The sequence below is a fragment of the Corynebacterium neomassiliense genome, from assembly GCF_900626215.1.
Taxonomy (GTDB): domain Bacteria; phylum Actinomycetota; class Actinomycetes; order Mycobacteriales; family Mycobacteriaceae; genus Corynebacterium; species Corynebacterium neomassiliense.
Genome location: NZ_LR131106.1, coordinates 654,702 through 677,485 on the forward strand (window position 1 = coordinate 654,702; position 22,784 = coordinate 677,485).

Below are 22,784 nucleotides of genomic sequence, written 5' to 3' on the forward strand. Positions count from 1 at the left end.
GGGTTACTATATGCTGCATGATTCCGGAACTCAGAAGTGTGGGGATGGACTTCGCCCGCTGGCAGGATGCCCTGGAGGCCGCTTACGGCACCGGTGCGCTGCGGGTCACCGGCGAAGTCCGTGACGGTCAGGTCCTCCAGTACGACGACCCGAGCGGAGCCCGCCTGGTGATCCTGGCTACGCCCCCCTACGGTTCATTCGCCAGCTTCAGCGGTGGCGTCACAGCCACCTCGCATCTGTCGATGGTCAACGACATCATAGGGCTGGTCGATGTCGTGGCGGACAGTCCCGTCCTGCAGATCAGTGCCCGGGAAGCTCCCGTGCTGTCGACCGTGACCGCCACTGTCGCCCAGGGGCCGATGCTCGCCGAGGAGGGTGAGCTGCGCTACCGGCAGGTCCAGCTCACCGCTCTGGCTGCCCGGGTCGGTGTGTACCGGACACGTGATGAGGCGGTCCGTGCCGGTATCCTCACTGTCGGACAGGTGGACTCGACCGGGGCCTCCGACCTCAGTTCGGGTGCCGTCGCCCCCCACGCCGGGGCCAGGGTGACCGTCGAGATCACCGGCTCCGAGCTGCGGACCACCGCCCTGACCGGACAGCCGTTCTGGGTGTGCACGGTCTCCGCACCGTTCGACTTCACCGTGGTGGTACCTGCGGACCGGGGGTCCACCGCACAGGATGCTCCGCCCGCAGGCACTGTCCTGTCCGGTGACGTGCAGTTCACCCTCACCACCGTCGACCCTGTCACCTGCGGGGGAGGATGCGGAGACGGTTGCGGTGGAGGCTGCGGAGGGTCGTGTGGCTAGAAGGCGTGTCCCCGTTGTTCCGGTGGTCGTGGGCGCGGCGGCCGGAATGCTGCTGCTCATCAACAACTACGGTTACCAGGGGATCCTGCTGTCGGTGACTCTCGGAGCCTTCCTGGCTTTCCTGCTGTTCCGCAGGGACTCGGAGCGGGAACTCGAGTCGCTGCGGAACTCCATCGGACATTCCGCCACCGACATCTCACGGATCCTCGGACAGTGGCATGACTTCCACCTCTCCAGGGCCCCTGAGCATGTCCGCGACAGGGTGCTGCACCGTCCCTGTCTGCTGGACAGGGACTGCGGGGTGGAGAGCGTGCAGCGGTTCCACGATGCCGTGAAATCGGCCGAGGAGTTCCTCCACGGGCTGCCCGCACGGGTGCAGCAGGCGACCTCGGTCTCCTCCCTGACCGCCGTACTCAGGGAGGCTGACCACCAGGCGGACCGCCTCGCCGCCCTGTGGTCCCGGGCCCGGAGGGACACCGGCATCGCCGACGTCGGCTGACCCGTATCAGTGGAACGGCAGGTCCGTCGTCTCCACGGTGCCGCGGAACAGCAGTCGTGACGGCCCCCGAAGCTCCGATCCCTCCGGAGAGACGGTCACCCTGACCTCCCCGCCGGGGACGTGGACGGTGACCTGTCCCTCTCGACGTCCGGCATCGTGCAGCGCCGCAACCGCCGCCGCAACCGTCCCTGTACCGCAGGACAGGGTCTCCCCCACCCCCCGTTCGTGGACCCGCATGTGCACCTCGTCACCGGACAGCGGGGTCACCAGCTCCAGGTTGACCCCGTCCGGGAAGAACCCGGCGTCCCACTCCGGCATGTCCCCGACCGGGAGCGAGGCCAGCCGGCCGGGGGTGAGCCCCGCGACGACGCAGGCCAGATGCGGATTACCCATGTCCACGCCCGTGCCCCGGTACTCCACCCCCGCCAGGGTCGCCGTGGACCCCCCGAGAACGACCGGTGCCCCCATGTCCACGCTCACGTCGGCCGCTGACCCCCGGACATCATGCAGCTGCAGTTCCCGTCGCCCCGCGCGAGTTCCTATCACTGTCCGGTCCGCCTGGGTCAGTCCCAGGTCGGCGAGCACATGGCCGAACACACGGACGCCGTTCCCGCACATCTCGGCGACCGAACCGTCGGCGTTGCGGTAGTCCATGAACCAGTCCTCGCGGCTGACCCCGTCGGGCACGGCGTCGATGACACCGGCGTCCAACAGTGCACCGGTGGTCGCCACCCGGATCACCCCGTCGCCCCCGATCCCACGGTGCCGGTCCGCCAGACCGCGGACCAGATCGGCCGTGAGATCGACGGCCACCCCGGGGTCGGGGACGATGACGAAGTCGTTGCCCGTGCCGTGGCCTTTGATGAAGTCGAGTGCACCCATGGCGTCGATCCTACGTCGCCCGGCACCGGCAGCTCATCCGGGGATCCCCGCCTGTTCCACCCTCAGCCTGGCCTGTCCGACCGGGTCAGGTCCGGACGCGTCGATCCACAGGATGCGCGGGTCACGTCGGAACCATGCCCGCTGGCGGCGGGCGTAGCGTCGCGTCCCGGTGACCGTGGCGTCCACCGCCTCGTCGAAGGTGAGCTCCCCGGCGAGGTGGCCGAGCATCTGGGAGTATCCGATCGCCTTCCCCGCCGTGGATTCGCGGTGCAGTCCCCGGTCGACCAGATGCCGGACCTCGTCGAGCAGGCCGTCCTCCACCATCGTCCGGACACGCGCCTCCAGACGCGGGTTGAGCCAGTCCGCGTCCGCCCTCATCCCGAGCAGCAGGGCATTCCACCTCGGTGGCCTGCTCCTGGCAGGCTGGGACGCCGCGAACGGCCTGCCCGTCAGTTCGATGACCTCCAACGCCCGCACGGTGCGCCGCGGGTCCTTCCTCTCGATGACCTCCGCAGCGGCAGGGTCCCTCCGGGCAAGCTCGTCGTGCAACGCCTCCACGCCGACACGTTCCAGTTCCCTCTCCCACTTCGCGCGCACCACCGGATCAGTGGGAGGCAGGTTCCAGTCGTCGAGCAGTGCCTGCACGTACATCATCGACCCGCCGACAATGACAGGGGTACGGCCCCGCCGCCGAATATCCTCCACCACCTCGACGGCGGCGTCCCGGTAGGCTGCGACCGACGCCGTCTGCGTCACCTCGAGAACGTCGAAGAGGTGGTGGGGGATGCCCCGGCGCCGGTCGACGGGCAGCTTCGCTGTCCCGATGTCCATGCCCCGGTAGAGCTGCATGGAGTCGATGTTCACGATCTCACCGTCGTAGTACCCGGCCAGGTCCAGCGCGGCAGCGGTCTTTCCGCTGCCGGTGGGACCGGTGACCACCACGGGCCGGGGGCCCCCGTGTGACTCTGCGGCGGACCCTGCGGGCACTGCCCCGGCCGGTGGTACCTGGACGCCGTCGGTCGCCTCGACTGCTGGGGACGCTGGTTCGTGGAGAGGCCCGGACATGCCCCCGACTGTACAAACAGTCCCGCCGTGGACCGGAACCGGGGCACCGGGGTCGTATCCCCCTCTGACATAATGACGGTTGTCCCGTGGATTCCCGGACGGGGCCTGCGGCCCCGGGCCTCCCCCGTTGCCGCAGGCCCCGTCCGTCGGTCCACTTCCCAGAACTGTGGAGGCTCTCACCATGAACGCACCCAAACCCGGAGCACGACCGACTCCCGGGGCCATGCCGGGCGCCGGTCGCCGGGTCACCGCACGTCCCTCCGGACGTCCCGGTTCCACCGACCCCGGCAGGTTCGGCAGGATCGACGACACCGGCGCAGTCTGGGTCCGCACCTCCGACGGCGAACGAAAGGTCGGGGAATGGCAGGCGGGCACGCCCTCGGAGGGCCTCGCGCACTTCGCCCGTCGCTTTGACGACCTCCTCGCCGACGTGCAGCTCCTGGAGGCGCGCCTGGCGTCCCACCCGGAAGAGGCCGACCGTCTCGCCGCGGACGCCCGTGCCGTCAGGGAGAGCCTGTCCACCGCGGCCGTGGTCGGCGACCTCGACAGTCTGGCGGCCGGCCTGGACGAGTTCATCTCACGTGCGGACGCCACCGCCGAGCGGAACACGGTCGACGAGCAGGTCCGCCGGGAATCCGCGGCACAGCGTAAGGAAGAGCTGGTCGCTGAAGTCACCGCGCTCGGCACCGGCGACAATCCCGACTGGAAGGCTGCGGGCGACCGAATCCACACCGTGCTCGACGAGTGGAAGTCCCTGCCGCGCACGGACAGTGCCACCGATGACGCACTGTGGGACCGGTTCCGCGACGCCCGTGACGGTTTCCACGAACGACGCAGCGCACACTTCGCGGAACTGGACAGGAACCGGGACCGGGTCCGCAGGGTCAAGGAAGACCTCGTCGCCCGCGCCGAAGCACTCCAGGATTCGACCGACTGGGCGGAAACCTCGCGCGCCTACCGGGATCTCATGGCCGAGTGGAAAGCCGCCGGCCGTGCGCGCCGGGCCGACGACGACCGGCTGTGGGAGCGCTTCCGGACTGCCCAGGACAGGTTCTTCGGCGCCAGGGACGCTGACAGGGCAGAGAAGGACGCCGAGTTCGAGGAGAACGCCCGCATCAGACAGGCACTGCTGGACGAGTATTCCCCGCGGATCGACCCGGCCACCGGTCTCGACCGGGCACGGGCCCTGCTCCGTGAACTGCAGGACAGGTGGGACGCGACCGGTTTCGTGCCCCGTGACAGGATCGCGGAGTTCGACGGCAAGATCGCAGAGATTGAGGCCCGCGTCTCCGACTACGTCGACCGGCAGTGGCGGGCCACGGATCCCGAGGCCCTCGCCCGGGTCGGTCAGTTCCGCAGGAAGGCCGAGGAGTTCGCCGCGGACGCCGACGCCGCGGAGAAGGCGGGGAAGACCGCCAGGGCAGCAGAACTGCGGACTCAGGCCGACCAGTGGTCAGAGTGGGCGGACGCCGCCGCCGCGGCAGTCTCAGACTGACACACGGGCGCGGACGGCGTCAGGCCGGGTCAGCTCCCGGCTCACCTCCGGCAGGCGCCGCGGCGTCCCCCTTCCTGTCCTCCCCGCTGTCGCGCCTTTCCCCGCTGTCCCCGGCGGCAGCCGCGCGGCGTTGCCGCCTGACCGCCGCCCTCTTCCGCCGGTCGTCGACCAGACGGTCGGCCGGGACCGGAGGCTGTCCGACCCTCAGCACCTGCTGTGCCGCCTTCGACTTCTCGTCCCGGTCCGCCTCCCGCCGACGCCGGGCGTTGAACGCCGCCTGGACGGCAGTCCGGCGGAACAGGCGGGTCGACAGTGCCACGACGATGACGAACATTCCCAGACCTGCCAGGAACATGCCCACCGACGGGCCCGAGCCCGGTTCCTCCGGCCCGCGGGAGTTACGCATGCCCACCGCGAGGAAGCAGTAGAAGGTGCCCACCCCGCAGATCACCCAGTTGACCCAGGCCACCAGAGAGGATCTCGATATCGCGGTCGCCGGTGCCAGCAGAAGCCCTCCGACGAAGTAGAGCCACACGAAGACCCGCTCCGGCATTGTCGTGAGGAACTCGTCGGAACGGTCGGAGAACAGCAGCACGTCGAATCCGCGTACCTGCCCCGAGTGGGGAAGAAACAGGGCGACGAGAACGAGCACCACGCCGAAGAACAGTGGAGCGGTAGCCGACCCCAGCACGATGGTGCCCGCAGCCTGCCGTTCCGCCTTGGCGAGGTCTCCGCCGGCGGCCTCGGTGAGACTGTCGACCCTGGCAGCGACCGCCTCATCACGGCGTCGCTGCCGCTCCTCGACGGACAGTTTCTCCACGTCACTCACAACCGCACCCTCCTTCAGACCCTGAACAGCACATGTCCCCGACGCTACCCTGTCCGGCCGACTGCCCGACCGGCACGGCGGCCGGCGCGCCGATGCGCGGCAACCCCAGTCCCACCCCCACCGGGGCGGTGGTCGGTGTACGGCCGGCCTCGGACATGTCACCGGCCCGGGTGCGGCGGTGGGTCAGGACGCCACCGTCAGCGGTGAGGAAGTGGGGTGCCGATCCGGTGACCGTCACCTCCACCACATCTCCGGGGCGTATCCGACCGTCACCGCCCGTCGGGATGAAGTGCACCAGGCGTCCGTCCCTGGCCCTTCCGCTCATCCGCTTCGTGCGGTCGTTCTTGCGTCCGCCGCCCTCCTGCACCAGCAGTTCGACGGTCCGTCCGATCTGGGCGGCGTTCTCCTCGGCACTGATACGTTCCTGGAGGGAGATCAGCCTCTCGTACCGGTCCTGCACCACCGCCTTGGGCACCTGCGCGTCAAGCTCTGCTGCAGGTGTCCCGGGCCGCGGGGAGTACTGGAAAGTGTAGGCACTGGTGAAACGCGCTTCCTCGACCACCCGGAGAGTGTCCTGGAAGTCCTCCTCGGTTTCTCCGGGGAACCCGACAATGATGTCGGTGGTGATCGAGGCGTCCGGGAGTCTCTGCCGGACCTTTTCCAGGATCCCGAGGAACCTGCGGGTCCGGTAGGAACGCCTCATCGCCTTCAGCACCCGGTCCGAACCTGACTGCAGTGGCATGTGGAGCTGGGGGCAGACCACAGGAGTCTCCGCCATCGCGTCGATGACGTCGTCGGTGAACTCCGCGGGGTGGGGGCTGGTGAAGCGCAGCCGTTCCAGGCCGTCGATGTCTCCGCAGGCGCGCAGCAGCCGGGAGAAGGCACTGCGGTCACGCTCCATCGACGGGTCGGAGAAGTGCACACCGTAGGCGTTGACGTTCTGCCCCAGCAGGGTCACCTCTGTCACGCCCTGGTCGACGAGGGCCCGGACCTCGGCGAGGATGTCGCCGGGGCGGCGGTCCTGTTCCCTGCCCCGCAACGAGGGAACAATGCAGAAGGTGCAGGTGTTGTTGCACCCCACCGACACACTCACCCATCCCGCGTAGGCGGACTCCCGTTTGGCGGGCAGCACGGAGGGGAACTGCTCGAGTGAGTCGGCGATCTCGACCTCGGCACGCCGGTTGTGGGCGCTGCGGGCCAGCAGGGCCGGAAGTGAGCCCATGTTGTGGGTGCCGAAGACGACGTCGACCCACGGAGCGCGGGAAACCACCGCCTCCTTGTCCTTCTGTGCCATGCAGCCGCCCACGGCGATCTGCATTCCCGGATGGGCGTCCTTGACTTTCCTGAGCTGACCGAGGGTCCCGTAGAGCCGGTTGTCGGCGTTCTCCCTGACCGCACAGGTGTTGAAGACGATGACGTCCGGGGTACCGTCACCGACCGGGTGCGCGGCGCCCTCCCCGGCTGCCCCGCCTCCGTCCGGGCGGTCCACGTTGCGGGCGGCGGTCAGCGGGACATAGCCGCTGTCCTCCAGCAGACCGGACAGCCGCTCGGAATCGTGCACGTTCATCTGGCAGCCGAAGGTCCGGACCTCGTAGGTTCTCGGGCGCGAACCTGCCGCCGGTTCCGCCGGCGTCACCGGCGTCGAAGTGTTCTGGTAGTCAACCACGACCAGCCATCCTAGTGCAGGTCGAGCCGCGGTCCGAACGGCAACGACGGACCCTGCATGGTGTTTCACACTCGTTAAAACTGATGGGTTGCATCACATGTCAGAAGGCCGTCGGTAAACTACACCTATGACAGCAACAGAGAATGCCCACAGCATGATCCGGCTGGCCGGGGTGAACAAGTACTTCGGTGACTACCATGCCCTCAAGGACATCAACCTCGACATCCCTGCGGGACAGGTCGTCGTTCTCCTCGGACCCTCGGGATCCGGGAAATCGACACTCTGCCGGACCATCAACCGCCTCGAGACCATCGACGAAGGCGAGATCTACATCGACGGAGTACTGCTGCCCGAGGAAGGTCGGCAGCTCGCCCAGCTGCGCTCCGAGGTCGGCATGTGCTTCCAGCAGTTCAACCTCTTCAGCCACATGACGATCCTGGACAATGTCACCCTCGCACCGATGAAGGTCCGGGGTGAGTCCCGCCGGGACGCCGAGAAGCACGCCAGGGAGCTGCTCACCCGGGTCGGCATCGAGGCCCAGGCGGACAAGTACCCCGCCCAGCTCTCAGGTGGCCAGCAGCAGCGCGTGGCCATCGCCCGGTCCCTGGCGATGAAGCCGAAGGTCATGCTCTTCGACGAGCCGACCTCTGCCCTGGACCCCGAAATGATCAACGAGGTCCTCGACGTCATGGCGTCACTGGCCCGGGACGGCATGACGATGGTGTGCGTCACCCACGAGATGGGATTCGCGCGGAAGGTCGCCGACCGGGTGCTCTTCCTCGCTGACGGTGCCATCGTCGAGGACACCACGCCCGCGAAGTTCTTCTCCGATCCGGAGAGCGACCGTGCCCGGGACTTCCTCGCGAAGATCCTCGGCCACTAGGAGGAGTGCACATGGCTACCCATCCGGCTCTGCGCAGGATCGCGGCCGCTGTCATCGTCGCCGCTTCGGCGGTGGGACTGGCGTCCTGCGGATCCTCGGAACCCCGTTCCCTCCTCGACGACATCCGTGACGGACATGTCACACTCGGCACGAAGTTCGACCAGCCCGGCCTGGGGGAACGGACCCCGGACAAGCAGTACGTGGGCGTCGACACCGACGTCTCCAGGTACGTCGTGAACTACATCGCCGAGAAGAACGGCTGGGACGAACCCGAGATCACCTGGCGCGAGACACCCTCGTCCCAGCGTGAGACCCTGATCAACAACGGCGAAGTCAACATGATCGCCGCAACCTACTCGATCAACGCCGGCAGGCTCAAGGCGGTCGACTTCGGCGGCCCGTACCTGGTCACCCACCAGGCACTGCTGGTCAGAGGGGACACCGGGATCAACGGCCTGGAAGACCTCGCCGACGGTACCCGGCTGTGCTCGGTCTCGGGCTCGACCCCCGCCCAGAAAGTCAAGGAGGCACTGCCGAAAGTCCAGCTGCAGGAGTTCGACACCTACGCCGCCTGCGCCGAGGGTGTGAAGCAGGGAGTGGTTGACGCCCTGACCACCGACGCCACGATCCTGGCCGGATTCGCCCACCGCTACCGGGAACGGTACGGAGACGACTTCAAGGTCGTGGAACTGAAGAACCCCGACGGATCCTACTGGACCGACGAGAACTACGGCATCGGCATCCCCAAGGGGGACGGTGCGGACAAGGAGGCCGTGAACGAGGCGCTCAGCGAAATGTGGAACTCCGGTGAGTTCCGCCGGATCGTCGACAGGAACCTCGGCGGGGACTTCGATCCGGGTACCCGGCCGGACATCGGCGATCTCTCCTTCGTGGACTCGAAATAGAAAGGGAGGTGACGTAAACAATGAATTCCGAACTATGGGCGGAGATGGCCCCTCAGCTGTGGCCGGTGTTCTGGATGACCATCAAACTCACGGTGGTTTCCGCGGTCGGGGCGCTGATTCTCGGCACAGTCCTCACCGCGATGCGGGTATGCCCCGTCGGCATCCTGCGCACGGTCGCGACCGTGTACATCAACGTCGTCCGTAACACCCCGCTGACGCTGATCATCCTCATCGTCTCGCTGGGCCTCTACTACAACCTGAACCTCCTGCTCGCCAACAATTCGAGCCCGAAGTTCATCGAACAGCAGAACTTCCGTCTGGCTGTGCTGGCGTTCGTGGCCTACACCTCGACCTTCGTGGCGGAATCTCTGCGCTCCGGCATCAACACAATTCCTTTCGGGCAGGCCGAGGCGGCCCGTTCGCTGGGGCTGACTTTCATGCAGAACTTCCGCTACGTGATCCTCCCCCAGGCGGTGCGGGGATCTATTGTCCCGCTGGGCAACACACTTATCGCGCTGACGAAGAACACCACCATCGCTTCGGTGATCGGCGTGTCGGAGGCGTCACTGCTGATGAAGACCATGACCGAGAACTACGCCAGCGACATCCTCTGGATCTTCGCGATCATCGCTGCCGGGTTCATGATTCTCACCCTGCCCACCGGACTCATCTTCGGCTGGGCGGGCAAACGATGGGCGGTGAAGCGCTGATGTCAACCACCCGCGCAACAGTTCTCTATGACGCTCCGGGGCCCCGCGCAGTCCGGGTCAACCGGATTCTCACCGCGGTCGTGTCGGTGGTCCTGGTCGCACTGCTCGTCGCCGTACTGTGGGCCCTCGGCAACAAGGGGCAGCTGGACGGCGACAAGTGGGACATCTTCCTCAAGGGCAGCTCCTGGACGACGTACATCATCCCGGGGCTGTGGGCGACTGTGAAGGCCGCCGTTCTCTCCATCATCTTCGCTCTCATCGTCGGTGCCGTGCTCGGAATCGGACGGTTGTCCACTCACCGGTCTGTCCGTGCGGTCTGTTCGGTGATCGTCGAGGTGTTCAGGGCCATTCCGGTCCTGGTTCTCATGCTCTTCGCCTACACCGTCTTCGGCGAGTGGGGGCTGTTCCCGTCCTCACAGCTCGGTTTCGCCGCCGTGGTGTTCGGGCTGACCATGTACAACGGGTCCGTCATCGCCGAGACTCTGCGCTCCGGAATCGGTTCGCTGCCGAAGGGTCAGTCGGAGGCCGCCTACTCGCTCGGACTGACCTGGGGTCAGACGATGACGAAGATCCTGCTGCCGCAGGCGGTGGCTGCGATGATGCCCGCGATCATCTCCCAGATGGTCATCGCACTGAAGGACTCCGCACTCGGCTACATGATCGGGTTCGTCGAGGTCGTCCGGTCCGGCCGCCAGCTCGGAGAGTACTACGGGGCGATGCTTCCCTCGCTGCTCGTCATCGCGGCGATCATGATCTTGATCAACTTCGGTCTCACGAAACTCGCCGAACGTATCGAGCAGCAGCTTCGTGCGGGACGGGCGCGGCGTAACCCGATCGCGAAAGTTCCCCACCAGCACGCGCACCAGGGCATCGAGACCAAGGACGAAGCTTTCGTCGACTGGCACGACCCTGCCCACAAGGACCTGCGAAACACCTCCGAGTAGGGGCAGGTCACCGGTGAGGACCCCGCGTTCGCGCGCGGGGTCCGTGTCCCGTCAGCTCCACGCCTCTGTCTGGTCCGCACCCCGTGAGCTCACTGTCCGTTGTTCCTGTCCTGGCCGCGCAGCTCACGGATCCGCGAGTCGAGCGCGGACCGGGCCGCAGTGAGGCTCTCCCCCTGCGGGAAACCCCGCCGTGCCGCGACTCCTACAATGCGTCGCAGCATCCTGTCGTAGTCCGCTCTGTCTGCGGGTGCTGTCCTGATCGTCGCCGCCTTCTTTCCTACGAGCGCGTGGAGGATTTCCCGTTGGTCGTCGACAGTGATCTGCCCCAGTGCCTCCTCGATGACCGTGGAGGACACCCCTTTGTCCCTCAGCTCCCGACGTAACACCGCGATCGACCGCTGGCGGGTGTGCGCGCGTTGGCGAACCCACTCGGTTGCGAAACGACGGTCATCGAGCATCCCGTTGTCGAGACAGCGGCGGATCACGGTGTCGACAAGTCGCGGATCCTCCCCCGGTTCCAGTGCGTCCGTGAGCCGGTCCCTCAGTTCCGCCTCCGACCTGTCACGGTGACTGATCAGTCGGTTGGCTTTGGACACCAACGGTGCCAGCCTCTTCTCCAGACCGGTGTCCACCAACGGGGCACCACGGCCCACGGCCGCCACCGCTTCTCGAAGGCGACTCACCAGTTCCGGGTCGGGACCGGTCCCGGAGCCTGCAGCGGGGCCGGTACTCCCCCCGACTGCGCTTCCTCTCCCGTCATTCCCCTTCTCCACGGTGAGGTCGTCCCCCTTCTAGTCGTCGTCCTCGTCGTCGAAAGTCGGAACGACGTTGATCGGCTCGTCCTCGGAAGGATCGAGACCCGGTACATCCTGGGGCACGTCCGGATCATCCGTGGTTCCCGCATAGGGGCCGACCTTCAGCGCCCTCATGATCCCGTCCTCAAGTTCAGCGGAAAGATCCGGATTCTCCTTGAGGAACTCGCGCGCCTTCTCCTTGCCCTGCCCCAGCTGGTCACCTTTGTACGTGTACCAGGAACCTGACTTCTTCACCAGGCCGTTCTCCACGCCGAGATCGATGATGGAGCCCTCGCGGGAGATCCCTTCGCCGTAAAGGATGTCGAACTCGGCGATCTTGAACGGCGGCGAGACCTTGTTCTTCACGATCTTCATCTTCGTGCGGTTACCCACGGCATCCTGACCGTCCTTCAGGGTCTGGATCCGCCGGACATCACACCGGACCGAGGCGTAGAACTTGAGTGCCTTGCCACCGGTCGTCGTCTCCGGGGAACCGAACATCACACCGATCTTCTCACGCAGCTGGTTGATGAAGATGGCGGTGGTGCCGGTCTGGTTGAGGGCACCCGTCATCTTCCGCAGCGCCTGGCTCATCAACCGCGCCTGGAGACCGACGTGGCTGTCTCCCATGTCGCCCTCGATCTCAGCCTTCGGTGTCAGTGCGGCGACAGAGTCCACCACGATGATCGCGATGGCCCCGGAACGCACCAGCATGTCAGCGATCTCGAGGGCCTGTTCACCCGTGTCCGGCTGGGAGACCAGCAGATTGTCCGTGTCGACTCCGAGCTTGCGGGCATACTCCGGGTCGAGCGCGTGTTCGGCGTCGATGAACGCAGCGATGCCACCGGCACGCTGTGCTTCAGCGATGGCGTGAAGCGCGACCGTGGTCTTGCCGGACGATTCCGGACCGTAGATCTCGACGATCCTTCCCCGCGGGAATCCCCCGATCCCCAGGGCCACGTTGATCGCGATGTTGCCGGAGGAGATGACCTGGATCGGCGGTCGCTCATCATCACCGAGGCGCATCACGGCACCCTTGCCGAAGTCCTTCTCTATCTGCGCCATCGCCAGATCGAGAGCCTTCTGCCTGTCGGCGCCCGTGCCACCCGGACTCTTCTTCTTTGCAGCCATGTTTCTCCTTCAGTGTGTGGGGGCACGGACCGTGAGGACGACCCCGGGTCTGCCCGGTCGGGCCTGGCCCACCTTCTCCAGACTCCGTGGAGCCCGTCGTGGTTCACTCCGGTTCTACCGACGTCCCCGGACCGGTACCGACATTACACGAACTCCTGTTCGAATGTCACACCTTCGTCAGTCGTCGTCGCCGAGACGCCTCTCCTCCGGGACATCGAAGTCCTCGCACAGCGCCCACCACACCTCGCGGAGGTCATGCCCCTGTTCCATGAGCCGGGCCGGAGTGTCCCCGAGGCCGGTGAGGACGTGTGACCGGGCGATCCAGGAACCGAAGGAGTCCCCGAACTCCCCGGTGACCAACCGGTCGAATTCCGTACGACGCATACCCCCACGCTAACAGAGAGGGACCGGCAGGCGGACCGCATGTCCCGGACCGGCGCGGTCGGGGAAACTTGAACGGTGTACAAGACCCGGGTTACACTGCTCTGCATGTCAAGAACACAAGCTCCCTCCCGGCGTATCGGAGCCGCGGATATCGCTGTCATCGCAGCTTTCGCGGCCCTGATCATCGTGCTCGGCGGCGTCACCGTCCCGGTCGGCAGTGCAGGTGTACCCATCGTCCTGCAGAACATGGGCGTGGCCATGGCCGGAATGATCCTCGGCCGGCGGCGCGGCGGGCTGGCCGTTCTCCTCTTCCTCGCCGTCGGATTCCTCGGCGTCCCGAACATGGCGGGGTGGACCCCCGCCCTCACCGCCGTGGCAGGACCCACTGTGGGCTACATCGTCGGCTACGCCGTCATCGGCTTCGTCGTCGGTGCCCTGTGCGATCTCGCACCCCGGCGCCCCGCGGGTGTCCGGCTCGCGTGGTTCACCGCCGCCGGCGCCGTCGGTGTGGCGATCTCCTACTTCTGCGGTGCCGTCGGCCTCACCCTGCGTACAGACGTCGACTTCTGGTCAGCTTTCGTCTCCAACGGTGCCTTCCTCCCAGGGGACATCGCCAAGACCGTCGTCGCCGCCCTGGTGTCCACCGCTGTTCTGCGTGCCGTCCCGGACCTCGACCGTGGCCGTCGACCCCGGTCCTCCCGGACGGAGAGTCGGGAGGACGCCACCGCCGACGCCGCCCCGGCCGTCTGAGATGGACAACTCCCCCGCTGTGCCGTCCCCTCCCGCTCTCAGAGAGCCGGTGACGTTCTCCGCCGCCGGAGTCACCGTCGACGACACCGTCCTGCTACACCCGGTGACCTGCACCCTGGCCGAACGCCGCATCAGCATCATCGGGGCGAACGGGTCCGGGAAATCCACCTTCATCAGGCTCATCAACGGTCTCACGACGGCAACCACAGGACGTGTGACCGTCGACGGTCTCGACGTGGCACGCAGGGGCAGGCAGGTTCGGCGGAAAGTGGGATTCCTCTTCTCCGACCCCGACAACCAGATCATCATGCCCACAGTCGCCGAAGACATTGCCTTCTCACTGCGGGGTACCGGACTTGACCGGAACGCAACCAGACAGGCGGTCTCCGAGGCCCTGGCCGACGTCGGCCTCTCCGGAAAAGAGGAACAGTCACCACACCTGTTGTCCGGAGGAGAGAAGCAGATGCTCGCACTGGCGTCCGTCACCGCGTTGCGGCCCGCCGTAATCGTCGCCGACGAACCTACCGGGCTGCTCGACCTGGTGAACCGGAACCGGCTCCGCGAGAAGTTCCGGGCGCTTCCCCAGCAGCTCATCGTGGTCACGCACGATCTGGAACTCGCCGCCGACGCTGACCGCACCCTGTGCATCGACGACGGTCGTGTCATCGACGACGGCGCCCCCTCCGATGTCATCGCCGCCTACACCGCCCGGATGGACATCCGGGCGCGGGAGGTCGGGAACCGGTGATCAGCCCCTCACGCGTGCCGCTCGGGCTCTACGTCCCCGGGGACAGCCCGGTCCACAGGACACCACCCGGGGTGAAGATCGCGGTGCTCACGGTCTACCTCATCGCCACGGCAGTGCTGGTGGACTCCTGGCCTGTCGCCGCAGGATGTCTGGCCGCCGTGGCGGTGGCGGCGACAGTTGTCGCGGGAATTCCGGCGCGCATCCTGGTGCGTCAGATGTCCGGGGTGCTGCCGGTACTGGCCGCGGTAGGTCTGCTGCTGTGGTGGCGCAGTTCCGGCCCGGAGGCTGCGACCACCGTACTCGTCCTCGCGGCATCGGTGTCCGCTGCCGTCCTCGTCACCCTCACCACGCGGGTCACCGCCATGCTCGGGACCTTCGACCGTGTCCTCGCCCCGCTCGCCCGCGTCGGCGTGCCCGTGGACCAGATCAGTCTGGCACTCACACTGACTCTCCGGCTGATACCCCTGCAGGTCCAGATGGTCGGTGAAGTCCTGGACGCCAGGAAGGCGCGGGGATCCCGGTCGGCGGCGTTCTCCCCCGTCGCCTTCGGTGTGCCGGTCATCGTCCGGACCATCCTGAGGGCCAGGGGTGTGGCGGACGCCCTGAGGGCCCGAGGTGCCGCCGACTGATCTTCCCCGGCGTCCATCCCTCCTGAACTGCACCGGCAGGTCCGTTCAACGACCGGGCCGGTTCGGCCCGGGTAGTCTCACTCGCCCCGCAGCTGGCGCATCCGCTCGGCCACGGCGTCCGCGCTGACGTTCTGCGCCGTGGGCTGGGCGGGATCGGACTGGGCCTGGCCGATCGCCTGACGGTCTGCGCCGCCTACAGCACCGGGGGTTCCGGTCGAGGAGTTCATCTCGGCGCGCAGCTGTTCCAGCCTGGAATGTCCGGCCATCTGGACTCCTGCCTGCTCGACCTCCGCCATACGTCCCTGCACGGAGTTCTGCGCGAGCTCCGCTTGACCGAGGGCGTTGGCGTAACGACGTTCGATCTTCTCCCGGACCTGGTCGAGGTTGGGGGTGTCTCCCCCGGCGACCCGGTCCATCGTCTGAAGCGACTCAGCGACCTTCTCCTGCATCTTGGCCTGCTCCAGCTGGCTGAGCAGCTTCGTACGCTCCGCCGCCTTCTGCTGGAGCTGCATGGCGTTGCGTTCGACGGCCTTCTTGGCCTGGGCTGCCTGCTGCAGAGCCTGGTCGTGGAGGGTCTTGAGATCCTCGACGGACTGCTCGGCGGTGACCAGCTGGGCGGCGAAAGCTTCAGCGGCGTTCTCGTACTCGGTCGCCTTCTGCGCGTCACCTGCGGCCCTCGCCTTGTCCGCGAGTGTCAGTGCCTGCTTCGTGTTGGCCTGAAGCTTCTCCACGTCCGCAAGCTGACGGTTCAGCTTCATCTCGATCTGACGCTGATTCCCGATCACCGCCGCGGCCTGCTGGGACAGGGCCCGGTGCTGGTTCTGGGCCTCCTGGATGGCCTGTTCGATCTGCACCTTGGGATCGGCGTTCTCCTCGATCTTCGAGTCGAACAGGGCCATGAGGTACTTCCAGGCCTTGGTGAACGGGTTAGCCATCGGTTACTACGTCTCCTTCGGGGGAATACTCACAGGTCACAACGGGCAGAGTATATCAGTGCACCCGGTCGGCGCGGTTGCTGTCCATACCCGCGGCCAGCTCGGCGGCCGCGACATCGAAGGCCATCATCTCCGCGGCCTCGAGGATCACCGTGGAGACCTGCACACCGAGAGCGTGGCAGATGCTCGCCAGCAGCTCGGAGGAGACCTCCTTTCTGCCGCGCTCCAGTTCCGAGAGATACCCGGGGCTGACGCTGGCGGCGACCGCAAGGTCACGGAGGGTCCGGCGGGAGTCTTCACGGAAGGCCCGGAGTGTGGTCCCCAGGGCCTCCCGCAGCAGCGGCTCGGTCACTGCAGGGGCCACAGCGGGGTTCACCTCCGGAGCAGCGCCGGTGACAGGCCGGCGCTGTGCCGCGACGGTGGTGACGTGGTGGGTGGTGGCTCCGGACCTCAGTTCCGGACGCCTGGGCTCGAGTAGTGTCGTGTGGTTTGCCATCACAACCCCCAACGGACGATGGAGCGATTATGTTCCCGCGATACTACCAGTCCACCGGGAGACCGCAGCACGGAGCACACAGGTGTGTGGCGTCCGCCCCCTGCCGCCATGTCCACGCTCTCCACCCGGTCCGGCCCGTCCGGCCGGTCGACCCTCTCCCCGGTGACCGTCCGCCGGCAGTCACTGTCAGGAACGACCGTCAATGTCACCGACCGCCTGCACAAGAGCCTCAAGGGCTCGCAGCACCGTGTACCACCGGACCGCGGACCTGAGCTCACGGGAGGACGCCCCGCCGGCGGCCTTCCGCCACTGTCCGTCAAGCGCGGTCACCCGGGGGACACCGCCGACGAGAGCCCGGGACCACACCGCGATCCAGACCTCGCCGACCGGATGGCCGTCCTGCGGATCCGGACCGGCGACACCGGTCACCCCCACCCCGACATCGGCCCCACACTGCGTCGCCGCGCCTTCAGCCAGCTGACCGGCGACATCCGGGTCAACCGGACCCCGCTGAGCCAGGAGACCGGGGTCCACCCCGGCCAGAGACTGCTTGAGATCCGTGGCGTAGACAACCAGGCCTCCACGGAGCACCAGGGACGCACCCGGGACGCTGGCGACCGTGGCTGCCAGGAGACCTGCGGTGAGCGACTCAGCAGTGGCCACGGTGAGCCCGAGGCGGGTACACCGCAGCACCAGGTCCTCTGCGACGACCGCGGACTGCTCCTGTACCGCCATCTCAGGCCGCCGGACGGTTCCGCGAATCCAGGAGGTACTGCACGCCGGTCACGACGGTGACGACGACGGCCAGCAGAATCAGGGGGACAGTGATCCAGTCGGTCCAGACCGGCAACGGGGCGATGACGAGAGCGACAGCCAGGGTCTGCAGGACGGTCTTGAGCTTGCCTCCCTTCGATGCCGGGACCACTTTCCCCCGACGCGCCAGCACCATCCGCCAGACCGTGATGCCGAGTTCCCGGACCACGATGACGATGGTGACCCACCACCACAGGTCGCCGAGGATGTTGAGAGTGACCATCGCAGAGATCATCAGGGCCTTGTCCGCCACCGGGTCGGCGAGCTTGCCGTAGTCGGTGATCACCTCGTAACGGCGGGCGAGGAACCCGTCCAGCTGGTCGGTGCCCATCAGGAGACAGAAAGCCACCAGCGACCACCACCTCAGTGCCGTGTCGAGGTGACGGTCCCCGTCTCCGCTGACGGGGCCGGCGGCGACCAGAAGCCAGACGAACACCGGGATGAGCATAATCCGGAACGTGGTGAGGACATTGGGCACGTTGTAGCGGTACACGGCTTTCCCGACGGTGGACCGGGGCCTCGTCCGGGTGGGTCGCCCGCCGTGATGGGCCTGTCGCTCTGTCTCCTGCACGAACCCCACTTTACCCGCACTCCCCCCCGGGGGCGTTCCCCGAGGGTCACGCCGGGTCGGGGCCGGGTCAGTTGTCGGTCAGTTGTTGTCTGCACCTTCGAGAACGTGCCGCTCCGGCCGGGCCGGCTGCGTACCACGGGACTTGATGAGGCTGGCCACCACCGTGACCACCAGCACACCCACGATCACGATCAGTGACGTGACGGTGGTGATCTCCGGGGCTCCGTGCACACCCTCGCCGCCGTTGACGAAGGGCAGATTGTTCTCGTGGAGGGCGTGGAGGACCATCTTGACGCCGATGAACGCGAGGATAACGCCCAGACCGTAGGGAAGGTAGACGAGGCGTTCGAGGAGGCCGCCGAGGAGGAAGTACATCTGCCGCAGACCCAGCAGGGACAGGGCGTTGGCGGTGAACACGATATAAGGCTCCTGGGTGATGCCGTAGATGGCGGGGATCGAGTCCAGGGCGAACATCAGGTCGGTCGCACCGATGGCGATGAGACACACGAACAGGGGGGTCAGTGCGATCTTGCCGGAGTGACGGACCACCAGCTTGTCCGAGTTGTACCCTTCGGTGACCGGAATCACCTTGCGGATGAACCGGATGATCCTCATGTCGTTCGGGTCCGTCTCGGGCTTGTCCCGGACCTCGTCGAGGACGGTCTTCAGCGCGATCCAGAGCAGGAAGATACCGAAGAGGTAGAACACGTCGGACCAGGCTTCAATGACCGCAGCACCGAGGGCGATGAAGACACCACGGAAGACCAGCGACAGTGCGATACCGATGAGCAGCACCTTCTGCTGGTACTGCGGCGGAATCTTGAACGCACCCATGAGCAGGGCGAAGACGAAGAGATTATCGACGCTCAGCGCCTTCTCCGTGACATAGCCGGAGAAGAACTCCATGCCGTGGGCGTGCGGATCACCCGGCTCACCCCACGTCAGCCAGAGGAAAATACCGAAGGCAATGGAGAGGACGACGTAGAAGAGGGTCCAGAACCCGGACTCCTTCATCGAGGGGGCGTGCGGTTTACGCACGTGGGAGTAGAAGTCGAAGACAAAGAACCCGGCGATCACTGCAATGGTGATAACCCAGGTGAGGGCATTTACTTCCATGACGGAACTATCCTCCGGTCGCGATGAGACGGTGACCGGAGGTCTCCCCCACCACAGAGCCCGACCCTGACGGTGGATGCTGTGGCCGGCACGACCGGGCGGCTGTATCTCCCCGCTACGGAGCGGGGACACTGTCCACCGTGTTGACGATCGGTGCCGTGAGCGGGGTACTCCCCTCCATGACAGGGGCCGAGTGTAGCAGAGCATCAACCCGACGACGGCACAACGGTGCACTCACGGGACCCGGACCGGGCGGCCTTCATGGGACGCGGAGCGGCACCCTGGCGGGCCTGAGGTGACGTCAGAACGCTCCGCCGCTGGTCCTGGGGTCGGCGCTGACGATCTTCGTCGCGGGATCCCCGGACGCCGCGGCGTCCTCCGCCCCTTCATCTCCCGAACCTGCGTCGTCGAGCAGCTCCTTGGGCGCGTCGGCGGGGTCGGCTCCCCTGATCATCCACAGGATGGTCTCCAGTTCCTCCGGCTTCACCAGCACCTCGCGGGCCTTGGAACCCTCGGACGGGCCGACCACCCCACGGCTCTCCATGAGGTCCATGAGCCGGCCTGCGCGCGCGAACCCGATGCGCAGTTTGCGCTGCAGCATGGACGTTGAACCGAACTGACTGCTCACCACGAGTTCCACAGCCTGCAGGAGGTCGTCGAGGTCGTCTCCGATGTCGGCGTCGATCTCCTTCTTCGCCTCCACGCTCCGGTCCTCGGTGACTCCGTCGGTGTACTCCGGCTCAGCCTGCTCCTTCGCCGCCTCGACGACAGCTTGGACCTCCTCGTCAGTGACGAAGGCTCCCTGCAGACGGCGGGGCTTGTTGGCGCCCTGGGGGATGAACAGACCGTCGCCCATGCCGATGAGCTTCTCTGCACCACCCTGGTCCAGGATCACACGGGAGTCCGTCAGCGACGAGGTCGCGAACGCGAGACGCGAGGGAACGTTGGTCTTGATCAGACCGGTGACCACGTCGACCGAGGGCCTCTGGGTGGCGAGCACCAGGTGGATGCCGGCGGCGCGGGCCTTCTGGGTGATCCGGACGATCGCGTCCTCGATCTCCTTCGGGGCGGTCATCATCAGGTCGGCGAGCTCGTCGACGACACAGACGATGTACGGGTAGGGGCGGTACTCCCGCTCAGAGCCGGGGGGCGTCTCAAACTCTCCGGAAAGCACTTTCCGGTTGAAGTCCTTGATGTGACGGACCCGGGCAGACTTCATGTCCATGTACCGCTGTTCCATCTCCTCGACCAGCCAGGTCAGCGCGGACGCCGCCTTCTTCGGCTGGGTGATGATCGGGGTGATGAGGTGCGGGATTCCCTCGTAGGGGGTCAGTTCCACCATCTTCGGGTCGACGAGGATGAGCCGCACCTCCTCGGGAGTGGCCCGGGTCAGCAGTGAGACGAGCAGGGAGTTGACGAACGCGGACTTACCCGAACCGGTGGAACCGGCGACAAGCAGGTGCGGCATCTTCTGGATCGAGTGGGCGACGAACTCTCCCTCGATGTCCTTGCCCAGACCGATGAGCATCGGGTCCGGGTCCTGGGCCACCTGCGGGGCGTGGAGGACGTCACCGAGGCGGACCATCTCCCGGTCAAGGTTCGGGACCTCGATACCGACGGCGGACTTGCCGGGGATCGGCGTCAGCAGACGAACATTGTCGGTGGCCGCGGCGTAGGCGATATTGGACTGGAGGTTCGTGATTTTCGACACCTTGACGCCTGGGCCGAGTTCGACCTCGTAACGGGTCACCGTCGGACCACGGGAGAACCCGGTGACGTGGGCGTCGACCTTGAACTCCGTGAAGACTTCGGTGATTGCGTCGATCATGTGGTCGTTGGCGGCGCTGTGGAGCGTCGGAGCTTCCCCCGGGATGAGCAGGTCGGCGGAGGGCAGTTCATAGTCACTGTCCGAGTGACGTTCCGCGAGCACCACCGGGGCCTTCTCCGGGGCGGGGCCCTTCACAGCCGTTTCGGCGGCACCGGAACGGGCCGCGATACGGCGGCGGGCCTCCTCCATCGCAGCGGAAGGACGGGCAGCGGCCGCGGCCTCCGGTTCCTCCGGTGCCCCGCCGTCGCGTGTGTTCCGCGAACCCTGTCCGGGGGTCTGCGCCTGACTGCCCGACTGCGCGCCAGGGTGGACTGCGCCGTCGGCGGCGGGTCGTACCGGCTCCACTGTCCGCGTCGGGACCACGGCGGGACCGAGGTCCTCGGTACCGTAGTCGTCGTAACCCGCCGGATCAGAGTCCGGTACCGGGAACCCGGAGGCACCCGCAGAACCGTCAACGGGATCGGAGTCAGCCTGCACCGCCTCCCCCCGGTCCCGGGAAATCTGGAAGGACAGCTGTCCACGGTCCGGAGACTGTTCCACCGGATAGTTGTCCGCGGGGGTACGGTCTGCGGGAGTACGGTCCGCGCGTCGTGCACCGGCATCCCCTGAGTGCCCGGGACGCGGCAGTCGGCGCGACACGGCACGGTCCCACCGGTGTGAAGGGGCGGAGGAACGGTGGACCGGTGAGAACTCCGGGTCTGCGTCGCCGTATCCCTCACCGTGGTCTGCCCCGTACTCCTCCCGGTACTCTCCCCGACGGGTGCTGCCGGAGTCCACCGGGCCCGCCGTGTCATCCGGGTGGTCGCCGTAGCCTGCGTCACCGTCGGCGAAGCGCCGGCGGTCGCGACGCCGGCGCGGGAAGGTGACCCCGAGCCAGCGGGTCAGTCCGCCGACCAGTTCTGCCACGGTCATGCCCGACAACTGCAGGGCCCCGTACACCACGACGAGCAGCAGCAGCGGCACCGCGAGGAAGGGGCTGAACCCGACAGCGGCCGGCGTACCGACAAGGTTACCGAGCATGCCGCCGGCCCTGGCGCGCCCGTCGACGGTCTCCGGCTGTCCTGCGAGGATGTGGAAGATGCCGAGGACGCCGAGGACGACCAGTGCCAGACCGATCCCGAGACGGGTGTGGGAGCGCTGAGTGGTCCGGACCCCGACCATGAGGACCCAGGCCGAGCCTGCGGTGAGGACGGGCACCAGGTGTGCCCCGGCGCCGATGAGCCATGTCAGAGCGAAGGCGACCGCGGAGCCGACGGAACCGCCCACACCGAACCAGAGGGCTGCGGCGAGGACGACAGTCAGTGCCACGGCTGCGAGGGCCGGACCGTCGTACCCTCCGCCGACGCGGTGGGTGCCGGCTGCACCGCCACCGGCCCTGTCCGGGGAACCGGCTCCCTGTGCCTGTGCCGCCCGGTCACGGTCACGCCCCCGGGCGCGGTCGAGCATGGTGGTCGGCATCGAGTCCGGGTCTGCCGCTGCGTCATCGACCCTGGCATCCGCCCCCGTCGTACTCCTGTCTGCGGCGGGCCTGCGGGACTTCTTCTTCCGGCCGGCGGGGCGGCTGCCGTCGCCGTCGCCGCCGGGGCGGACACCGGCGGCAGGCGTACGCCGGCCGGTCCGGTCGTGCCCCTGCGACTGCTGCGCACCGTCACCTGTGTCGAGCAGGAGGTCATCGTCGGGTGACCCCTGCAGGGAGATCTTCCTGACGAAACCTCCGACTCCGCGGGCTGCCCCGCCCATCAGTGACCCCAGCGAGGAACCGACGACGCGGAAGGCGCCGGAGGTGCGTTCGTAGTCGCTGGTGTCGTATCCGGGGGTGCGTCGGGCCGGCCGTGACGAGCTCGCCCTGCCTCCGGAATTCCGGGAGGGAGAGGTTCTGGTGCGACTGGTCGTAGGCATGACAGC

At 67.1% G+C, this 22,784-nt stretch carries 23 protein-coding genes; 10 read left to right on the top strand and 13 right to left on the bottom strand.

Annotation, left to right across the window (positions count from 1 at the left end; all coding sequences use genetic code 11):
* The first annotated feature begins 17 nt into the window (after positions 1 to 17).
* Both E0E18_RS02845 and E0E18_RS02850 read left to right on the top strand, forming a co-directional pair.
* Complete coding sequence (locus tag E0E18_RS02845; RefSeq protein WP_066582864.1) at positions 18 to 806, top strand: hypothetical protein; 789 nt, start codon at positions 18 to 20, stop codon at positions 804 to 806.
* The gene (locus tag E0E18_RS02850) at positions 799 to 1,305 is read left to right on the top strand and encodes a hypothetical protein (protein WP_227871229.1); all 507 of its coding nucleotides are present in this window, start codon (positions 799 to 801) and stop codon (positions 1,303 to 1,305) included. The genes E0E18_RS02845 and E0E18_RS02850 overlap by 8 nt, the downstream gene beginning before the upstream one ends.
* A 6-nt stretch (positions 1,306 to 1,311) precedes the next feature.
* On the opposite strand, the gene dapF is transcribed toward E0E18_RS02850, so the two are convergent.
* Both dapF and miaA read right to left on the bottom strand, forming a co-directional pair.
* The gene (gene dapF, locus E0E18_RS02855; protein WP_130839287.1) at positions 1,312 to 2,187 is read right to left on the bottom strand and encodes a diaminopimelate epimerase; all 876 of its coding nucleotides are present in this window, start codon (positions 2,185 to 2,187) and stop codon (positions 1,312 to 1,314) included.
* 33 nt (positions 2,188 to 2,220) lie between these two features.
* Positions 2,221 to 3,252, bottom strand: a complete 1,032-nt coding sequence (gene miaA / locus E0E18_RS02860) for a tRNA (adenosine(37)-N6)-dimethylallyltransferase MiaA (RefSeq protein ID WP_130839288.1) — start codon at positions 3,250 to 3,252, stop codon at positions 2,221 to 2,223.
* A 181-nt stretch (positions 3,253 to 3,433) separates the two neighbouring features.
* Between miaA and E0E18_RS02865 the strand changes: the two genes are divergently transcribed.
* Positions 3,434 to 4,747 carry a DUF349 domain-containing protein gene (locus E0E18_RS02865; RefSeq protein ID WP_066585627.1) on the top strand — a complete coding sequence of 438 codons (1,314 nt, stop codon included), beginning with the start codon at positions 3,434 to 3,436 and terminating at the stop codon, positions 4,745 to 4,747.
* A gap of 19 nt (positions 4,748 to 4,766) precedes the next feature.
* On the opposite strand, the gene E0E18_RS02870 is transcribed toward E0E18_RS02865, so the two are convergent.
* Both E0E18_RS02870 and miaB read right to left on the bottom strand, forming a co-directional pair.
* Positions 4,767 to 5,576, bottom strand: a complete 810-nt coding sequence (locus E0E18_RS02870) for an Rv2732c family membrane protein (RefSeq protein WP_237559604.1) — start codon at positions 5,574 to 5,576, stop codon at positions 4,767 to 4,769.
* The gene (miaB, locus tag E0E18_RS02875) at positions 5,569 to 7,143 is read right to left on the bottom strand and encodes a tRNA (N6-isopentenyl adenosine(37)-C2)-methylthiotransferase MiaB (RefSeq protein ID WP_237559786.1); all 1,575 of its coding nucleotides are present in this window, start codon (positions 7,141 to 7,143) and stop codon (positions 5,569 to 5,571) included. The genes E0E18_RS02870 and miaB overlap by 8 nt, the downstream gene beginning before the upstream one ends.
* A gap of 253 nt (positions 7,144 to 7,396) precedes the next feature.
* Between miaB and E0E18_RS02880 the strand changes: the two genes are divergently transcribed.
* Genes E0E18_RS02880 through E0E18_RS02895 form a run of 4 tightly spaced genes read left to right on the top strand, consistent with a single transcriptional unit; the run spans position 7,397 to position 10,684 of the window.
* Positions 7,397 to 8,125, top strand: a complete 729-nt coding sequence (locus E0E18_RS02880) for an amino acid ABC transporter ATP-binding protein (protein WP_066585630.1) — start codon at positions 7,397 to 7,399, stop codon at positions 8,123 to 8,125.
* An 11-nt stretch (positions 8,126 to 8,136) separates the two neighbouring features.
* Entirely contained in the window at positions 8,137 to 9,030 is an 894-nt protein-coding gene (locus E0E18_RS02885) for a glutamate ABC transporter substrate-binding protein (RefSeq protein ID WP_130839289.1), read from the top strand.
* Positions 9,031 to 9,050: 20 nt separating this feature from the next.
* The gene (locus tag E0E18_RS02890) at positions 9,051 to 9,740 is read left to right on the top strand and encodes an amino acid ABC transporter permease (RefSeq protein WP_066582873.1); all 690 of its coding nucleotides are present in this window, start codon (positions 9,051 to 9,053) and stop codon (positions 9,738 to 9,740) included.
* Positions 9,740 to 10,684, top strand: coding sequence for an amino acid ABC transporter permease (locus tag E0E18_RS02895; RefSeq protein ID WP_227871226.1), 945 nt, complete (start codon positions 9,740 to 9,742; stop codon positions 10,682 to 10,684). The genes E0E18_RS02890 and E0E18_RS02895 overlap by 1 nt, the downstream gene beginning before the upstream one ends.
* A gap of 89 nt (positions 10,685 to 10,773) precedes the next feature.
* On the opposite strand, the gene E0E18_RS02900 is transcribed toward E0E18_RS02895, so the two are convergent.
* From E0E18_RS02900 to E0E18_RS02910, 3 genes are all read right to left on the bottom strand, one after another.
* A complete protein-coding gene (locus tag E0E18_RS02900) occupies positions 10,774 to 11,367 on the bottom strand; it encodes a regulatory protein RecX (RefSeq protein WP_237559605.1) in 594 nt (197 codons plus the stop codon).
* 108 nt (positions 11,368 to 11,475) lie between these two features.
* Positions 11,476 to 12,609 (bottom strand): recombinase RecA, encoded by a 1,134-nt coding sequence (gene recA / locus E0E18_RS02905; protein WP_066582875.1) that lies wholly within the window; start codon positions 12,607 to 12,609, stop codon positions 11,476 to 11,478.
* A gap of 177 nt (positions 12,610 to 12,786) precedes the next feature.
* On the bottom strand, positions 12,787 to 12,993 hold the full coding sequence (locus tag E0E18_RS02910; RefSeq protein WP_110481342.1) for a DUF3046 domain-containing protein: 207 nt from the start codon (positions 12,991 to 12,993) through the stop codon (positions 12,787 to 12,789).
* Between the two features lie 105 nt (positions 12,994 to 13,098).
* Here E0E18_RS02910 and E0E18_RS02915 point away from each other — a divergent pair, with 105 nt between their 5' ends.
* Genes E0E18_RS02915 through E0E18_RS02925 form a run of 3 tightly spaced genes read left to right on the top strand, consistent with a single transcriptional unit; the run spans position 13,099 to position 15,120 of the window.
* The gene (locus tag E0E18_RS02915) at positions 13,099 to 13,743 is read left to right on the top strand and encodes a biotin transporter BioY (protein ID WP_202616687.1); all 645 of its coding nucleotides are present in this window, start codon (positions 13,099 to 13,101) and stop codon (positions 13,741 to 13,743) included.
* A 19-nt stretch (positions 13,744 to 13,762) separates the two neighbouring features.
* The gene (locus E0E18_RS02920; RefSeq protein WP_237559606.1) at positions 13,763 to 14,491 is read left to right on the top strand and encodes an energy-coupling factor ABC transporter ATP-binding protein; all 729 of its coding nucleotides are present in this window, start codon (positions 13,763 to 13,765) and stop codon (positions 14,489 to 14,491) included.
* Positions 14,488 to 15,120 (top strand): energy-coupling factor transporter transmembrane component T family protein, encoded by a 633-nt coding sequence (locus tag E0E18_RS02925; protein WP_130839291.1) that lies wholly within the window; start codon positions 14,488 to 14,490, stop codon positions 15,118 to 15,120. The genes E0E18_RS02920 and E0E18_RS02925 overlap by 4 nt, the downstream gene beginning before the upstream one ends.
* A gap of 77 nt (positions 15,121 to 15,197) precedes the next feature.
* Here E0E18_RS02925 and E0E18_RS02930 read toward each other — a convergent pair whose 3' ends face one another.
* The 6 genes from E0E18_RS02930 to E0E18_RS02955 form a co-directional block, all read right to left on the bottom strand.
* On the bottom strand, positions 15,198 to 16,055 hold the full coding sequence (locus E0E18_RS02930) for a PspA/IM30 family protein (protein ID WP_130839292.1): 858 nt from the start codon (positions 16,053 to 16,055) through the stop codon (positions 15,198 to 15,200).
* A gap of 55 nt (positions 16,056 to 16,110) precedes the next feature.
* On the bottom strand, positions 16,111 to 16,551 hold the full coding sequence (locus tag E0E18_RS02935) for a helix-turn-helix domain-containing protein (RefSeq protein WP_130839293.1): 441 nt from the start codon (positions 16,549 to 16,551) through the stop codon (positions 16,111 to 16,113).
* 186 nt (positions 16,552 to 16,737) lie between these two features.
* A complete protein-coding gene (locus E0E18_RS02940; RefSeq protein WP_130839294.1) occupies positions 16,738 to 17,286 on the bottom strand; it encodes a CinA family protein in 549 nt (182 codons plus the stop codon).
* A 1-nt stretch (position 17,287) separates the two neighbouring features.
* The gene (gene pgsA / locus E0E18_RS02945; RefSeq protein ID WP_337189527.1) at positions 17,288 to 17,935 is read right to left on the bottom strand and encodes a CDP-diacylglycerol--glycerol-3-phosphate 3-phosphatidyltransferase; all 648 of its coding nucleotides are present in this window, start codon (positions 17,933 to 17,935) and stop codon (positions 17,288 to 17,290) included.
* A 78-nt stretch (positions 17,936 to 18,013) separates the two neighbouring features.
* A complete protein-coding gene (locus tag E0E18_RS02950) occupies positions 18,014 to 19,051 on the bottom strand; it encodes a TerC family protein (RefSeq protein ID WP_130839296.1) in 1,038 nt (345 codons plus the stop codon).
* A gap of 301 nt (positions 19,052 to 19,352) precedes the next feature.
* Positions 19,353 to 22,778, bottom strand: coding sequence for a DNA translocase FtsK (locus tag E0E18_RS02955; protein WP_130839297.1), 3,426 nt, complete (start codon positions 22,776 to 22,778; stop codon positions 19,353 to 19,355).
* Positions 22,779 to 22,784 lie beyond the last annotated feature (6 nt).

What these genes read in the sequence shown, in the direction of transcription:
- E0E18_RS02930 (WP_130839292.1), bottom strand. Translation starts at nt 16,055, where the DNA reads ATGGCTAACCCGTTCACCAAGGCCTGGAAGTACCTCATGGCCCTGTTC.
- E0E18_RS02865 (WP_066585627.1), top strand. Translation starts at nt 3,434, where the DNA reads ATGAACGCACCCAAACCCGGAGCACGACCGACTCCCGGGGCCATGCCG.
- miaA (WP_130839288.1), bottom strand. Translation starts at nt 3,252, where the DNA reads ATGTCCGGGCCTCTCCACGAACCAGCGTCCCCAGCAGTCGAGGCGACC.
- E0E18_RS02885 (WP_130839289.1), top strand. Translation starts at nt 8,137, where the DNA reads ATGGCTACCCATCCGGCTCTGCGCAGGATCGCGGCCGCTGTCATCGTC.
- E0E18_RS02915 (WP_202616687.1), top strand. Translation starts at nt 13,099, where the DNA reads ATGTCAAGAACACAAGCTCCCTCCCGGCGTATCGGAGCCGCGGATATC.
- E0E18_RS02950 (WP_130839296.1), bottom strand. Translation starts at nt 19,051, where the DNA reads ATGGAAGTAAATGCCCTCACCTGGGTTATCACCATTGCAGTGATCGCC.
- dapF (WP_130839287.1), bottom strand. Translation starts at nt 2,187, where the DNA reads ATGGGTGCACTCGACTTCATCAAAGGCCACGGCACGGGCAACGACTTC.
- E0E18_RS02910 (WP_110481342.1), bottom strand. Translation starts at nt 12,993, where the DNA reads ATGCGTCGTACGGAATTCGACCGGTTGGTCACCGGGGAGTTCGGGGAC.
- E0E18_RS02895 (WP_227871226.1), top strand. Translation starts at nt 9,740, where the DNA reads ATGTCAACCACCCGCGCAACAGTTCTCTATGACGCTCCGGGGCCCCGC.
- E0E18_RS02880 (WP_066585630.1), top strand. Translation starts at nt 7,397, where the DNA reads ATGATCCGGCTGGCCGGGGTGAACAAGTACTTCGGTGACTACCATGCC.
- E0E18_RS02955 (WP_130839297.1), bottom strand. Translation starts at nt 22,778, where the DNA reads ATGCCTACGACCAGTCGCACCAGAACCTCTCCCTCCCGGAATTCCGGA.
- E0E18_RS02890 (WP_066582873.1), top strand. Translation starts at nt 9,051, where the DNA reads ATGAATTCCGAACTATGGGCGGAGATGGCCCCTCAGCTGTGGCCGGTG.
- E0E18_RS02845 (WP_066582864.1), top strand. Translation starts at nt 18, where the DNA reads ATGATTCCGGAACTCAGAAGTGTGGGGATGGACTTCGCCCGCTGGCAG.
- miaB (WP_237559786.1), bottom strand. Translation starts at nt 7,143, where the DNA reads ATGAACGTGCACGATTCCGAGCGGCTGTCCGGTCTGCTGGAGGACAGC.
- recA (WP_066582875.1), bottom strand. Translation starts at nt 12,609, where the DNA reads ATGGCTGCAAAGAAGAAGAGTCCGGGTGGCACGGGCGCCGACAGGCAG.
- E0E18_RS02935 (WP_130839293.1), bottom strand. Translation starts at nt 16,551, where the DNA reads ATGGCAAACCACACGACACTACTCGAGCCCAGGCGTCCGGAACTGAGG.
- E0E18_RS02940 (WP_130839294.1), bottom strand. Translation starts at nt 17,286, where the DNA reads ATGGCGGTACAGGAGCAGTCCGCGGTCGTCGCAGAGGACCTGGTGCTG.